The following is a 14,363-nucleotide window of genomic DNA, read 5'->3' on the forward strand; positions in this document are numbered from 1 at the left end:
AGGCAGCGCAGCGCACATAGGGAGCGTCCTTCAGGAGGTAGTTCCATGTTCTTATCCGTTCCCGGCATGACCTGCGGCCATTGCAAGACTGCGGTCGAACAGGCGATCGAAGAAGTTGGCGGCAAAGCCAGCGTCAATTTAGAAGATCACGAGGTCGAAGTCAGCGGGCTTCCCGAATCGACCGTGCTGGCCGCACTGAAGGGCGCAGGCTATGATGCCCAGGTGGTCGAATAACCCCACCCCCCGTGTTTGGTGGCGACGCCGCGCGAACCCCATAGCAGTAGTGGCATGCACAAGGCGAGGGCCACGCAATCGGCGGCAAGCCGCTGAATTGTTGAATGCGCGTTAGGAATTGATTAACCTTACCGCTTGAAAATGATGATGTCGGGCACGGACCCACATCGCGAACCCCGAGGCAGATTATGACCAAGACCATCGTTGCAGCCGCAGCACTGACATTCGTAACATTGCTCGGCTCGACCGCTTATGCCGGCTCGATTGACCGGGCATGTAAGGCAGCGGGCCGGGCCGATACATCCGGGCTGTGTAGCTGCATCCAGCAGGTTGCCGACATGACCCTAAGTGGGCGCGACCAAAGCCGCGCCGCAAAATTCTTCCGCAACCCAGATGAAGCACAGCAGGTGCGTATGTCCGACCGCCCCTCGGATGAAGATTTCTGGAAGCGCTACAAGAATTTCGCAGATGCTGCGCAAGGATATTGCAGCTGACCGCGTTTTTTCTTTAATGCTGGCGCCTTTGCGCCAGCCATAACCGGCTTGGGCGGCATAGCCCTTAAAATCATCGCCGTCCGGTCTTGTCTTCGCCAGTGTTGTCTTAAACGCAGTGTTATTGCTCGCCTTACCCGGCCTATAGCCCGCCTTGCAATCGCTGCACCCAATGCCTGCTGCCCTTTTCGATCAGCTGCAATGCCCCGGTAAAGTCGCGGCTGTAATACGGGTCAGGCACATCGGTAGTGCCAAGGCCCGGCGGCAAAAACATCTGCAGTTTGGCCTGTGATGCCCCGCCCGCAAGCGCATTGGCATCGCGCAAATTCTGCCCATCCATAGCCAGGATCAAATCGAACCGCGCGAAATCCTCGCGCTGTAATTTCCGCGCGCGCAGCTGCGACAGGTCATAGCCACGCGCCGCAGCCGCCTGTTGCATTGGGGCATAAGGGGGCTCACCAACATGCCAGCCCCCCGTCCCGGCACTGTCCAATTGCACTGAAAGCCCCGCCTGCCCCGCAATTTTACGAAAAACGCCCTCAGCGGCAGGTGAGCGGCAAATATTGCCAAGACATAAGAATAAGATACGCATACCCTACACTTAACGCAGGAGGCACCAATGGCCAAGATCGTCATATTGACTGGCGCGGGGATTTCAGCAGAAAGCGGCATTCGGACCTTTCGCGCCTCTGACGGGTTATGGGAAGATCACCGGATTGAGGATGTCGCAACCCCAGAAGGCTTTGGCGCAGACCCCGAGCTTGTTCATGAGTTTTACAACATGCGCCGTGCGACTGCCGCAGCCGCCCGCCCGAACGCGGCACATGTGGCGCTGGCACAGCTAGAACGCGCGCCCCAGCATCAGGTTCTGGTCGTCACTCAGAATGTAGATGATTTACATGAACGCGCCGGGTCGCAGCATGTCATTCACATGCATGGAACGCTGTTCGGGCATTTGTGCCATAGCTGCGACCATCGCTGGCCCGCCCCGGCAATCAGCACAGCACATGACCTTTGTCCGGCATGTCACCAGCCCGCGACCCGCCCCGATATCGTCTGGTTTGGCGAAATGCCCTATCGGATGGATGAGATCTGGACAGCGCTGCGCGGCGCGGATCTGTTTGTTTCTATCGGGACATCGGGCAATGTCTATCCGGCGGCGGGCTTCGCCCAGGACGCGATGCGCACAGGCGTTGCCACGTTGGAACTGAACCTTGATCGCTCCAGCGGGAGTCATATATTCGACGAATCTCGCCAGGGGCTTGCCAGTGTTTTGGTGCCCCAGTGGGTTGACCAGATATGCACCGCCAAGCCTAACTGACACGGCATCGTGGGGATATCACCTAGCCTGCGGGGCAATCTGGTAAATATGGGCGAAAATCGGGGCCAGCACACCAAAGCTGGAATGAATCGCTTGACCCGCTGCGCAATTCGTCATATGCCCCGCGGACAGAATTCCGGGCGCTGCGTAGCGGCGTCCTTTAGTGTTGAAGAACGGGCGGCACCTCGCCCATATCGAAACGAAGGATGATGCCATGTCGCGCGTTTGCGAACTTACCGGCAAGGGCCCGATGACGGGCAACACTGTGAGCCACGCGAAAAACAGATCGCGTCGCCGCTTCCTGCCGAACCTTAACGATGTTACCCTGCTGTCCGAGTCGCTCGGCCAGTCGTTCAAGCTGCGTGTTTCGGCACATGGCTTGCGCTCGGTCGATCACCGCGGTGGTCTGGATGCGTATCTTGCCAAAGCAAAAGACGCTGAGCTGTCGGATAAAGCATTGAAAATCAAAAAAGCCATCGCAAAATCGCAGGAAGCTGCCTGATTTCGCGTTTAGCTTTAGGGTCTGACGAATTGGTCACCCTATAAACGATTAAACAGCCCGACATTTCGTCGGGCTGTTTTCATTTGGGCGCACCTTTTGGCAATCAGTGGCTACGCCCGGGTGTCAGTGCAATCTAAGCGTGCCGTTTTGGCGCGCTGAATTTGACAACAAGCTTGGTTTTTTAATCTCTCGGGCTTAACCTGCCCCGATGATACCGCGCCTATCTCACCCAGTGCTTTCAGTAATGCTTTGCGCATTGCTTGCCGTGACAAGCCTGCAAATGGCCGTGGCGCGCGGACAGGCACGCGTGGCGGGACAGATTGTGCTGTGCACCGGAACCGGCGTGACCACGGTGCATGTCGACGCCCAAGGCCAGCCCATCGACCGCCCACAGATTTGCCCGGATATGGCGCTGAATTGGCTGGTTGCGGTTGATATGGCGCAGCAGCAGCCGCGCCGCCCCGACACCAAGGCCCATCAAATCAACCGGCCTGATACGCCATTGTTGATCGCCCAAACCCAGCCGCACCGCCGCGCCCGTGACCCGCCTGCACTGTCTTAATCCACGCTTTCCGAATTTAGACATATTGCTGGAGGTCCAAATGGTCCCGAAATTTATGATGGGCGCGATGATCGCAGCCCTGACACTGCCCGCGCTGACAACCGCAAGCTTTGCCGATATCGCCGTTGCCAGCCCCTATATTCGCGTCTCGACATCGATGTCAAAATCAGGTGCGGCCTTCATGCAAATTGAAAACACCGGGGACATGCCCGATCAGCTGATTGACGTGCGCTCTGACGTGGCGCAGCGGGTTGAACTGCATACACATAAAGATGACGGCAATGGCATGATGACCATGACCCATGTGCCGCAGGGCTTTACGATCCCGGCACATGGCCATCATGCGCTGGCGCGTGGCGGTGATCATGTCATGTTCCTAGGGCTGAACCGGTCGCTGGCACAAGGCGACATTGTTCCCGTGACATTGCGTTTTGAACATGCCGGCGAGATCACTGTCGACATCCCGGTCGATTTGACCCGCACACCCAATAGCGATGGGGAAATGGATCACGGCGCCATGACCCATGACAAGATGAAAACCAGCCACTGACACTGGCCTGCGCGATATTCTGTGCGGTTTTACGGCTGCACAGTTGATCATGGATCACGCAGAAGCTCTGGTTCTAGCACAACGATTGTCGGCCTTTGCGGCAAGGTCGACAGCGACACCGTCAATGCAGATCCGCCGGGCCGGACGATATCAAACTGCCCCCCCATCTGCGCTAAAAAGCGATCCAATGTGCCACGGCCAAACCAGTGCATCGGTATCACAATGGACGACCGCAACCGGGTCAGGATCCGCACCATCGTCGCCTGATCCACCGTCATTGACCCGTCTACCGCTGCCATAACCACATCCAGCCGCCCCAACGCCGCATATTGCGCGGCATTTGGTTCATGATGCAGATGGCCCAGATGCCCTACACACAGGCCTTCGACTTCGAACACGAAGATCGAATTACCATTTTCTTCGACGGATCCGAATGAGCGGATATCGGTGGTCACATTGCGGATCAACATCTCGCCCAGATCCAGATAATGATCTGCGGCAAGCCCGTATTGATCGTGCCAACCCGGCAGCACATGGCGCACAGCCTTGGGCGGATCGTCAGTCCAATGGCTGGAATGCGCATGGTTCATCGTAACCACATCAGGCACAAATACGGTCGGCCCGATATACCCGTTGTAATCAGTCACAACCGACAGCCCGCCCACCGTGCGCAACAAAAATTCAGAATGCTCAATGTATTGGATACGAATTGATGACGGCGGCACCGCATCGGTGAATTGCGCATGATGTAAATACTCGATGCCGGGCGTCGCATCGGCCAAGGCAATGCAATGGCTGGGTATGCGCCCGGTGGAGGTGCGATCGGGCTGCACCTGCGGAGTCTGGGGCAGCAGCTGAGTCTGCGCCTGCACCGGCGCAATTTTCATACAGGTGGCGGCCAAAACGGCACTAAACACCAGACCAAATGGGACGAAAGGCAAGCGGGGCATCGCGCACTCCTGCGGTTCGGCCTGCGGCGGGCGCCACAAGGTCCAAATACCTTCAGACTAACGCCGTGGTTGCATCTGTCACGCCAAACCAGCCCAAAACACCGCGTAAAAGACGCCACCTGCGTGAAACGCATAAAGTCACGTCACGATAGTTTGGGCAAAACCGACAGGACCTCGGCTGCGGCCGCGGTTGGCGCGGCCCGGCCTTCGGCAACCTGTGCGCCCAGATCTGCCATTTTTGCGCGCAGATCGGGATCGGCAGTCAATTGCGCCAACAGACCCTCGCGCACCTCTGTTTCAAACCAGTGGCGGGCCTGCTCTGCCCGGCGGCGCACGAAATGCCCCTGATCGCGGCGCCATTGTGCCAAGGCCTGCATATCCGCCCATGCGGCCTCCATGCCCGCCTGTTCAATCGCAGAGACCGGCAATGCCTTTGGGAATTTTGGCGGATCATAAGGGCGCTTACGCAACAGATGCAGCGCCCCGGCGTAATCGGCCACAGTGCGCATCGCAGCAGCGCGCAAATCCCCATCCGCCTTATTGACCAAAATCAGGTCGGCCATCTCCATGATGCCACGTTTGACACCTTGCAATTCATCGCCGCCCGCAGGGGCCATGAGCAAAACAAACAGATCGACCATTTCGGCCACCAATGTCTCGGATTGGCCCACACCCACGGTTTCGATCAAGATCACATCGAACCCTGCCGCCTCGCAAAGCGACACCGCCTCGCGGGTGCGCCGGGCCACGCCACCCAGATGGGTCTGGCTGGGAGAGGGGCGAATAAAGGCCAGCGGATCACGCGACAGCCGCTCCATCCGGGTTTTATCGCCCAAAATCGACCCCCCCGACCGCGCAGACGAAGGGTCGACCGCCAAAACAGCCACCCGCAGACCCTGGCCTGTCAACATCAACCCAAAGGATTCGATAAAAGTGGACTTGCCCACACCCGGCGTTCCAGACAGGCCGATACGCAAGGCCTGCCGCCCCGCGCCGGTCACATCCGCTAACAAATCCAGCGCCTGCGTCCGATGATCGGGGCGCGACGATTCAATCAATGTGATCGCCCGCGCCAAGGCACGCCGGTCGCCTGTTGCGATTTTTGCGCCCATCTGCGCCACTGTCATCGGGGCCATATCGCCTGCCTTCCGGGTCTGCCTATCTGTTGCCTGCTTTTGCGACGCGCTATCACGAACCGTCCCCAACGTCACCGGAACGTGACGGAGTGGCAATTTCGCGCCAGTGCCGAACAGGCTATGTCCTGCTATCACTACCGACTAATATCATGCCAATCCTCATCGCACTATGCGCCCGCACAAGGAACGCACCCCATGTTGAAGACCCGACCAGCATTTCTGCACGGCACTGCGGTTGCAAGCGCCGCCTTGGTCGCCTTGACACTTTCGCTGCTGCCCGCACCCGTAAGGGCCGACCAACAAGACCATATTGTTTTTGACGTCACGCTAAAAGGGATCCGCGCCGCAGAACTGCGGATCAATGGCAAGATCGTCGGTGATGGCTATGGTGCGAATGGCACGTTGAAAACCACCGGTCTGATCGGTGCGATTCGCAAGCTGCGCTATGACACCACGGTAAATGGCCATACCGATGGCACGCGTTTCGCACCGATGCGCTATGAAGAAAATGCCGACACCCCATCGCGCCAATCCTCCAATACCATCGTTTATAAATCTGGCACCCCGGTGTCGGTGGCCAAAGTGCCGCCACGCCCGCGCGATGACCGTGATCTTGACCCGCGCCAGCAAAACGGCACCGTCGATCCATTGACCGCGCTTTATGCGGTGCTGCGCGATGTTGATCGTGACGCTGCGTGCAAGCTGAACGTGGCGATTTTCGACGGCGCACGCCGGTCTTCTGTGCAGTTATCGCAGCCCGAAACCAGCGGGCAGATGCTCAGCTGTCGCGGCGAATATCGCAGGGTTGCCGGATTTTCAGACAATGACATGAAAGAAAAGTCACGTTTTCCTTTCACCTTGACCTACGCGCCCGCACCCAATGGCCGATTACAGGTTGTCGAGATTTCAACAGATACCGTCTATGGAAAAGCCCGGCTAAAACGGCAATAAGGGCGGTGTGAAACAGACCGCCTTACCGATTGATTCCGTGCTACCGCAGCTATGCAGCGCTGTTGCCGCCCATGGGCGCGCCGTTTTGATGGCCCCGCCAGGAGCGGGCAAAACAACACGCGTGCCACTGGCGCTGCTGGACCAGATCAAGGGACGGATCTTGATGTTAGAGCCGCGGCGGCTTGCCGCACGCTCAGCAGCTGAACGTATGGCGGATACGCTGGGCGAACCTGTCGGTGAAACCGTAGGCTACCGCATCCGCGGGGAGGCCAAAACATCGGCCCGAACACGGATCGAAGTGGTCACTGAGGGCATTTTGACCCGGATGCTGCAATCGGACCCCGAATTGTCTGGTATCGGCTGTGTGATCTTTGATGAATTCCACGAACGCTCTTTGAATGCCGACCTGGGGCTGGCCCTGACATGGGAAGTCCGCGGTGCGTTACGTGACGATCTGGCGATTATTGTCATGTCGGCCACGCTGGATGCACAACCGGTGGCGCAACTGCTGGACGACGCGCCGATCATCACCTCGCAGGGGCGGGCCTTTCCGGTGGAAACGCGCTGGCTGAACACCCCGGTGGACCGCAAGGCACGGTTGGAACATGCGGTGGCCGGGCTGATCCATGAGATCGTACCACAGACCGAAGGTGGGATCTTGGTCTTTTTGCCCGGCGAAGGTGAGATCCGCCGCCTTGAGGCGCGGCTGCAAGGCACGCTGCCCGACGAAATCCAGCTGCGCCCACTCTATGGCGCAATGGAATTTTCCGCCCAGCGGGCCGCGATCGCACCGGCCACCACGGGGCGAAAGCTGGTCTTGGCGACCTCGATCGCAGAAACATCGTTGACGATCCAAGATGTGCGCGTTGTCGTGGATGCGGGGCGCGCCCGACGGATGCGTTTTGATCCCGGCTCTGGCATGGCGCGTCTGGTCACGGAACCAGTCAGCCGCGCCGAGGCCGAACAGCGCCGTGGCCGTGCCGGACGTGTCGCGCCGGGTGTGTGTTACAGACTGTGGACCAAAGGCGCCGAGGGCGCTTTGCCCGCCTTCCCCCCCGCCGAGATCGAGGTCGCGGACCTGTCCGGTCTAGCGCTGGAGCTGGCGGTATGGGGATCAGATGGCAGCGATCTGGCGTTTTTGACACCGCCTCCCGATGCCGGGATGGATGAAGCCCGCACCTTACTGCGTGATCTTGGCGCATTGAACACGACGGGCATCACCGCACATGGCCAAGCCTTGGCGCGCCTGCCCTTGCATCCGCGTCTGGCACATATGCTAAGCTGCGCCGGGGCCAAGGCTGCGCCATTGGCCGCGCTTTTATCAGACCGTGACCTGCTGCGCGGCGCGCCCTGCGATCTGACGTTGCGCCTTGAGGCGATCACAGATCCTAAACGTTTCAGCGCAACGCGCCCCTATGCGCTGGACCGTGGCTCGGTGGAGCGTATTCGCCAGGAAGCCAAGCGCCTGTCACGGATGGCCCCGGCGCCCAAAGATGACTATTCCTTTGCAGAAATGGCGGCGCTGGCCTATCCTGACCGGATCGGATTGCACCGCAAGGGCGATGAGCCTCGCTTTGTTCTGTCGGGTGGCAAGGGTGCGGTCGCACAAGCGGATGATCCGCTGGGTGCACAACGTTTGATCACCGTGACCGATACCGATGGCAACCCGCGCGAAGCCAAGCTGCGCCAGGCCATTGCATTGACCGAAGCAGAGCTGCGCCGGCTATATGCCGATCAGATCCACTGGAAGGACCGCTGCACCTGGTCACGGCGCGACGCAAAGGTAATTGCCCGGCGGCAGGAATGTTTCGGCGCGTTGGTTCTTGATGATCGGATCTGGAAAGACGCCCCGAAAGAAGCATTGGCGCGTGGTGCGCTGGACGGGCTGCGCCAAATTGGGCTGCCCTTTACCCCGGCCGCACGGCGTTTTCAGGCCCGCGTGACATTGCTGCGCGACGAGGGGGATCCCTTGCCTGATTTTTCGGATCAAGCCCTGCTTGAACGGGCAGAAGACTGGCTACTACCATATCTGGGCGGCAAGCGCAGCGAAGCCGAGCTGCGCAAGCTGGACATCACAGAGGCGCTGCGTGCCTCTTTGGATTGGGAGGCACTTCAAAGGATTGACCGCCTCGCGCCCGCGCGTTTCAAAACCCCCTTGGGCCGTGAGGTGCCAATTGATTATTCCGGCGACCACCCATCGATTGAGCTACGCCTGCAAGAAATGTTTGGCACCACACAACACCCGACGGTCGGCCCGCGCCGCCTGCCATTGCGCGTGACCTTGCTGTCACCGGGGCATAAGCCGATACAGGTCACGTTGGATCTGCCCGGATTTTGGGATGGCTCTTATGCCGATGTGCGCAAGGATATGCGCGGGCGCTACCCACGCCACTTATGGCCCGAAGATCCCCGCGCCGAAGATCCGACCCTACGCGCCAAGCCGCGCGGCACCTAGGACCTGCGCGCCAGCGTCCGCGCCAGGACCGCCACCGCCAAAAGCCCCAGCGCACAGACCAGTAGCGCAGGCGGAGAGGCGTCTCCCAAATTTTCAAGGCTGGCTTGGTCATGCACGCGGGTTGCCAATGTCTCATAATTGAATGGGCGAAGCAGCATCGTCGCTGGCAGCTCTTTGACGCATTCCACAAAAACCAGCAAAAGCGCCGACCCGACAGAGCCGCGCATCAACGGCAAATAGACGGAGCCAAGCACCCCGCCATTGCTGCGCCCCAGTGACCGCGCAGCCATCGGCAATGAGGGAGACACCCGTCCAAAGGCTGAATCCGCCGCGCCTTGGGCAATCGCAAAAAACCGCACCACATAGGCGAAAACAATCGCCGCCCCCGTGCCGGTCAGCATCAGTCCCGGATCATAGCCAGTCAGCGCCAAGATCAAATCCGCCAAACGGTTGTCAAATGCCGCTAAGGGGATCAAAATCCCCACTGCCAAAACGGCGCCCGGCGCGGCATATCCCAAAGTGGTCAGCGGCAGCACCAGACGCGGCAAACGCCGCCCTGACAGCCGCACGCCATAGACCATCACCAGACCCGCTGCCACACAGATCACCGAAGCAGCAGCGCCGGTGACAATCGAATGCCACAGCGCCCGCCCAAGGCCGGGGCCAAACCATGCGTCCGGGTTGGCCAACGCATGCGACATGATCACCGCAACAGGCAGCACAAACCCAGCCAGCAACGGGATCAGGCAGATCACACATGCCCCCACCCCCGCCCAACCGGTCAGACGCTGCGCGATCACCGGGCGCGCATGCCGGGCCGATTGATAATAGCGCGAATTGCGGCGGCTGATCTTTTCCAATGCGAAAAGCGCAAATATGATCATAAGGATCACAGTTGCGATCTGCGCAGCACCACCTGTGTTTCCTGCCTCTAGCCAGGTCGTAAAAATACCCGTGGTCAAAGTCTGGACACCAAAATAATCGACCACCCCGAAATCCGCGACTGTTTCCATCATGGCAATCGCGGCCCCTGCTGCAATCGCTGGGCGCGCCAACGGTAGGCCGACTTTCCAAAACAGCGCAAAACCGCCGCTGCCAAGCGCACGCGCAACCTCATAGCTGGCGCCGGATTGTTCGCGGAAGGCCGCGCGGGCCAAGAGATAGGTATAGGGGTAGAACGCGAACCCAAGCACAAGGATAGCAGCCCAGCGAGAGCGAATTTGCGGAAACCAGTAAGATCGCGCATCCGCCCAGCCAAAACTGTCCCGCAAAAAGATTTGCACAGGGCCGGCGTAATCCAGAAAATCCACCAGCGCATAAGCCCCAACATAGGCAGGAATTGCCAGCGGCATCAGCAGCGCCCAATCCAGCCACCGCGCCCCTGGAAAGCGATACATAGATACCAGCCACGCGGTTGCAGCCCCCACCACCGCCGTCAACAGGCCCACTCCACCCGCCAAAATCGCTGAATTGCCGAAATAGCGCGGCAAAGTCGTCGACAGAAGATGCGGCCAGATATTCTCGGTCGGGTGGAGGGCCAGCCAAACCACCGCAACGATGGGCGCGATGACAAATGCCGCAATACCAAGCGCAAAGCACGACCACAGGCCAGAACCTGACTGTCGCAAACCTTGCCCCAACTGTTTGATCTGCATGGGCTGCTCCAATGACATGCACAGCGCTTAAACCGAAAGCCGTTTGCCTGTCTAGTAAAGGCCCGCTAGTCTGGCACAAGTTTCAGAAGGTAAAGATATAAAAATCATGCAGGTCGTATACCATCTAGGCGCACACAACACGGATGAAGATCGGCTAATTCGTGCCTTGGCGCGTAATCCGAATGAACTGGCAGAGCACGGGGTGGTTGTACCGCATCCGCGCCGCTATCGGTTGGTGCTGCGCGATACATTGATGGCGCTGAAAGGGGCATCCGCAGATCCCGGTCAGACAGAGGCCGTTTTAGCCGCCGTGACCGACCGCGATGACATTGGCCGCATTGTCTTTAGCCATGAATTCTTCCTATGTGTGCCAGAGCGGGTGATCACCGAGCAGGGATTTTACGTGATGGTGCCCAGTAAATTGCAGCCACTGGCGAATATTTTTCCCGATGCCGAAATCGAATTCCATATCGCATTAATCAATCCAGCTACCTTGATCCCTGGTTTGGTCGCGCGAGATAAAAACCGCGATTATGATGAAATCATGCATGGTCACGACCCCCGTGACATGCGCTGGGGCCCCGTGATTGCCGCGATGAAAGAGGCGGCGCCGAACGCGCGATTGGTGGTGTGGTGTAACGAGGACCTGCCGCTGATCTGGCCCGAGGTGATGCGCAGCTTGTCGGCCCTGCCAGAGGATCAGCCACTAAAAGGCGAGCAAGTTGTGCTTCGCCAAATTATGACAGAAGGCGGGTTTGACCGGCTGGCAGAATATCTGACCGCCAACCCGCCAAAATCGATCCTGCAACGCCGCAAAATCGTGTCCGCATTTCTGGCAAAATTCGCCCGCCCAGAGGAGCTTGAAGTGGAGGCGGCCCTACCCGGCTGGACTGAAGAATTGGTGGATTCCCTATCCGCCCTTTATGATGCCGATGTCGAAGATATTGCCGCGATGGATGGCGTGGAATTCATCACACCTTAAAGCCAGCCCCAAACCAAGACCCGATTAGCGGGTCTTGCGCCGTTTCACCCCGCCGCGTTGTCCCGGGCGTCCCGCAGTCGAGCGACCACGCCCTTTGGACGCCTGCTCTGCCGCCTCCTCAACCACCGATTGCCGCGCCAAAGGATCATCCGAGACCGCCAGCTCTACAGCCTCAAGCCGCTTCACCTCATCGCGCAGTCGAGCGGCCTCTTCAAACTCCAGATTTTCTGCCGCTTTACGCATCTGTGCGCGCATATCGTCCAAATGGGCGGCCAGGTTATTGCCGACTTTCTTACTGTCGGCTGTGGCGGTCACACGCGACATATCCGTATCGCCCTGATACAGGCCCGCCAGAATATCATCGACATTCTTGCGCACGGTCTGCGGTGTGATGCCATGTTCTTCGTTATAGGCGATCTGCTTGGCCCGGCGGCGGTTGGTCTCGCCCATCGCCGCCTCCATAGAGCCGGTGATCTTATCGGCATACATAATCACCCGACCATCCGCATTTCGTGCCGCGCGACCGATGGTCTGGATCAACGATGTCGTGGAGCGTAAGAAGCCTTCCTTATCCGCATCTAGAATTGCCACCAAACCACATTCGGGAATATCCAGCCCCTCGCGCAGCAAGTTGATCCCGATCAGCACGTCAAAGGCGCCCAGCCGCAGATCACGCAAAATTTCGATTCGTTCAATCGTATCGATATCAGAGTGCATATAACGCACCCGAATGCCCTGTTCATGCAGATATTCGGTCAGGTCTTCAGACATGCGCTTGGTCAAGGTCGTGCAGAGCACCCGCAGACCCTTGGCCGTGACCAAACGGATTTCATCCAACAAATCATCAACTTGGGTCTCGACCGGGCGGATTTCGATCACAGGGTCCAACAGGCCCGTTGGACGGATCACTTGTTCGGTGAAAATCCCGCCGGTTTGTTCCATTTCCCATTTCGCGGGCGTGGCGGACACGAAGACGGATTGTGGACGCATCGCGTCCCATTCTTCAAACTTCAACGGCCTATTGTCCATACATGATGGCAAACGGAATCCGTGATCCGCCAATGTCATTTTGCGCCGGTAATCGCCGCGATACATACCACCGATTTGCGGCACGGTAACATGGGATTCATCTGCAAACACAATCGCATTGTCCGGGATAAATTCGAACAATGTTGGTGGCGGCTCCCCTGGGCCACGGCCTGTCAAATAGCGCGAATAATTCTCAATCCCGCTGCAAACGCCAGTGGCTTCCAACATCTCAAGGTCAAAATTCGTGCGTTGTTCCAGGCGCTGCGCTTCCAGTAATTTGCCCTCGTCGTTGAATTGTTTCAAACGGTGGAACAGCTCTTTGCGAATACCTTTGGTGGCCTGCTGCATCGTTGGGCGTGGCGTGACATAGTGGCTGTTTGCATAGATCCGAATTTGGTCAAACGAGTCGGTTTTATGCCCCGTCAGCGGATCAAATTCGGTGATTGCCTCTAATTCCTCACCAAAGAAAGAAAACCGCCATGCGCGATCTTCAAGGTGGGCAGGCCACATATCCACGGTGTCGCCCTTCACCCGAAAGGACCCGCGCTGAAACGCCATATCCAGTCGTTTATATTGCTGGGCGACCAGATCGGCCAGAAACTGGCGCTGTTCGTATAATTCCCCAACTTTCAGATCCTGCGTCATTGCGGAATAGGTCTCAACCGAACCGATACCATAGATACATGACACCGAAGCCACGATGATTACATCGTCACGTTCCAGCAAAGACCGGGTGGCAGAGTGGCGCATCCGGTCGATCTGTTCGTTGATCTGTGATTCTTTTTCGATGAACGTATCGGAGCGCGCAACATAGGCTTCGGGCTGATAATAATCATAATAGCTGACGAAATATTCAACCGCGTTTTCCGGAAAGAACCCTTTGAATTCGCCGTAAAGCTGTGCGGCCAATGTTTTATTCGGCGCAAGGATAATCGCCGGGCGTTGAGTTTCTTCAATGATCTTCGCCATTGAAAAGGTCTTCCCGGTGCCGGTCGCCCCCAGCAGCACCTGATCGCGCTCCAACTCCCGGATCCCGTTCGACAGTTCCGCGATGGCAGCCGGCTGATCGCCGGCGGCAGAGAATTCGGTATGCATTACAAACCGCTTGCCGCCTTCCAGCTTGGGGCGGGTCAAAACATTCGGGCGCTCAGTCAGGGCGTTGATGTTATTATGGGGCATATCGGTCCGTGAATAGGAGGTGATATAGATTTGTCGCTGGTGATAAAAGTTTCAAGAGGCAGTCGCAGCCAAGATCACGCGGGCAGGTCGGCACAGCGTCACAGACATTAAAAAAACCTTTCTAGGTTATATAGAATTGTCGTGAAGTTTCAATATATTGCCTAATTTCACGCTTGCTTAGGCCCGATTTTGTTCGCATATTGTTCCAGCAAGCAGCAAATAGGTGTCGGCTGGCACCCACCCCACCCCTCGCTCCCCCCGCTGGCCGACACCCCTTCTTGCCTGCTGCACGATGTCGCACACTACCCTGACAGGGGAACCGCCCATGCGATCATAGCACGACCACCCCGTCTGCAGCCGTCAAAA

14 protein-coding genes are annotated in these 14,363 nt (G+C 58.2%); 9 read left to right on the forward strand and 5 right to left on the reverse strand.

Annotation, left to right across the window (positions count from 1 at the left end):
- Window positions 1-45 precede the first annotated feature (45 nt).
- Window positions 46-234 carry a heavy-metal-associated domain-containing protein gene (locus tag BFP70_RS16545; protein WP_066012746.1) on the forward strand — a complete coding sequence of 63 codons (189 nt, stop codon included), beginning with the start codon at window positions 46-48 and terminating at the stop codon, window positions 232-234.
- 188 nt (window positions 235-422) lie between these two features.
- A complete protein-coding gene (locus tag BFP70_RS16550; protein ID WP_066012747.1) occupies window positions 423-728 on the forward strand; it encodes a hypothetical protein in 306 nt (101 codons plus the stop codon).
- Window positions 729-867: 139 nt separating this feature from the next.
- Here BFP70_RS16550 and BFP70_RS16555 read toward each other — a convergent pair whose 3' ends face one another.
- Complete coding sequence (locus BFP70_RS16555) at window positions 868-1,317, reverse strand: low molecular weight protein-tyrosine-phosphatase (RefSeq protein WP_066012748.1); 450 nt, start codon at window positions 1,315-1,317, stop codon at window positions 868-870.
- Window positions 1,318-1,344: 27 nt separating this feature from the next.
- Here BFP70_RS16555 and BFP70_RS16560 point away from each other — a divergent pair, with 27 nt between their 5' ends.
- From BFP70_RS16560 to BFP70_RS16575, 4 genes are all read left to right on the forward strand, one after another.
- Window positions 1,345-2,046, forward strand: coding sequence for an NAD-dependent deacylase (locus BFP70_RS16560; protein ID WP_066012749.1), 702 nt, complete (start codon window positions 1,345-1,347; stop codon window positions 2,044-2,046).
- Between the two features lie 214 nt (window positions 2,047-2,260).
- Complete coding sequence (gene rpmB / locus BFP70_RS16565; RefSeq protein WP_066012750.1) at window positions 2,261-2,548, forward strand: 50S ribosomal protein L28; 288 nt, start codon at window positions 2,261-2,263, stop codon at window positions 2,546-2,548.
- A 244-nt stretch (window positions 2,549-2,792) separates the two neighbouring features.
- Window positions 2,793-3,110, forward strand: coding sequence for a hypothetical protein (locus BFP70_RS16570; RefSeq protein WP_083217568.1), 318 nt, complete (start codon window positions 2,793-2,795; stop codon window positions 3,108-3,110).
- 40 nt (window positions 3,111-3,150) lie between these two features.
- Window positions 3,151-3,660, forward strand: coding sequence for a copper chaperone PCu(A)C (locus tag BFP70_RS16575; RefSeq protein ID WP_066012752.1), 510 nt, complete (start codon window positions 3,151-3,153; stop codon window positions 3,658-3,660).
- 47 nt (window positions 3,661-3,707) lie between these two features.
- On the opposite strand, the gene BFP70_RS16580 is transcribed toward BFP70_RS16575, so the two are convergent.
- Both BFP70_RS16580 and meaB read right to left on the reverse strand, forming a co-directional pair.
- A complete protein-coding gene (locus BFP70_RS16580; RefSeq protein ID WP_255356755.1) occupies window positions 3,708-4,610 on the reverse strand; it encodes an MBL fold metallo-hydrolase in 903 nt (300 codons plus the stop codon).
- A gap of 143 nt (window positions 4,611-4,753) precedes the next feature.
- Window positions 4,754-5,737: a methylmalonyl Co-A mutase-associated GTPase MeaB gene (gene meaB / locus BFP70_RS16585; protein WP_066012936.1), complete on the reverse strand. Its 984-nt coding sequence runs from the start codon at window positions 5,735-5,737 to the stop codon at window positions 4,754-4,756.
- 204 nt (window positions 5,738-5,941) lie between these two features.
- Between meaB and BFP70_RS16590 the strand changes: the two genes are divergently transcribed.
- A complete protein-coding gene (locus BFP70_RS16590; RefSeq protein ID WP_066012753.1) occupies window positions 5,942-6,697 on the forward strand; it encodes a DUF3108 domain-containing protein in 756 nt (251 codons plus the stop codon).
- A 7-nt stretch (window positions 6,698-6,704) separates the two neighbouring features.
- The gene (gene hrpB, locus BFP70_RS16595) at window positions 6,705-9,152 is read left to right on the forward strand and encodes an ATP-dependent helicase HrpB (protein WP_066012754.1); all 2,448 of its coding nucleotides are present in this window, start codon (window positions 6,705-6,707) and stop codon (window positions 9,150-9,152) included.
- Here the strand turns inward: hrpB and BFP70_RS16600 are convergent.
- Window positions 9,149-10,807, reverse strand: a complete 1,659-nt coding sequence (locus tag BFP70_RS16600; protein WP_066012755.1) for an iron ABC transporter permease — start codon at window positions 10,805-10,807, stop codon at window positions 9,149-9,151. The two genes, hrpB and BFP70_RS16600, sit on opposite strands and share 4 nt — an antisense overlap.
- 106 nt (window positions 10,808-10,913) lie before the next feature.
- Here BFP70_RS16600 and BFP70_RS16605 point away from each other — a divergent pair, with 106 nt between their 5' ends.
- Window positions 10,914-11,789, forward strand: coding sequence for a hypothetical protein (locus BFP70_RS16605; protein WP_066012756.1), 876 nt, complete (start codon window positions 10,914-10,916; stop codon window positions 11,787-11,789).
- A 24-nt stretch (window positions 11,790-11,813) separates the two neighbouring features.
- Here BFP70_RS16605 and uvrB read toward each other — a convergent pair whose 3' ends face one another.
- The gene (gene uvrB, locus BFP70_RS16610) at window positions 11,814-13,997 is read right to left on the reverse strand and encodes an excinuclease ABC subunit UvrB (protein WP_066012757.1); all 2,184 of its coding nucleotides are present in this window, start codon (window positions 13,995-13,997) and stop codon (window positions 11,814-11,816) included.
- Window positions 13,998-14,363 lie beyond the last annotated feature (366 nt).

The sequence above is a fragment of the Thioclava sp. SK-1 genome, from assembly GCF_001705665.1.
Taxonomy (GTDB): Bacteria; Pseudomonadota; Alphaproteobacteria; order Rhodobacterales; family Rhodobacteraceae; genus Thioclava.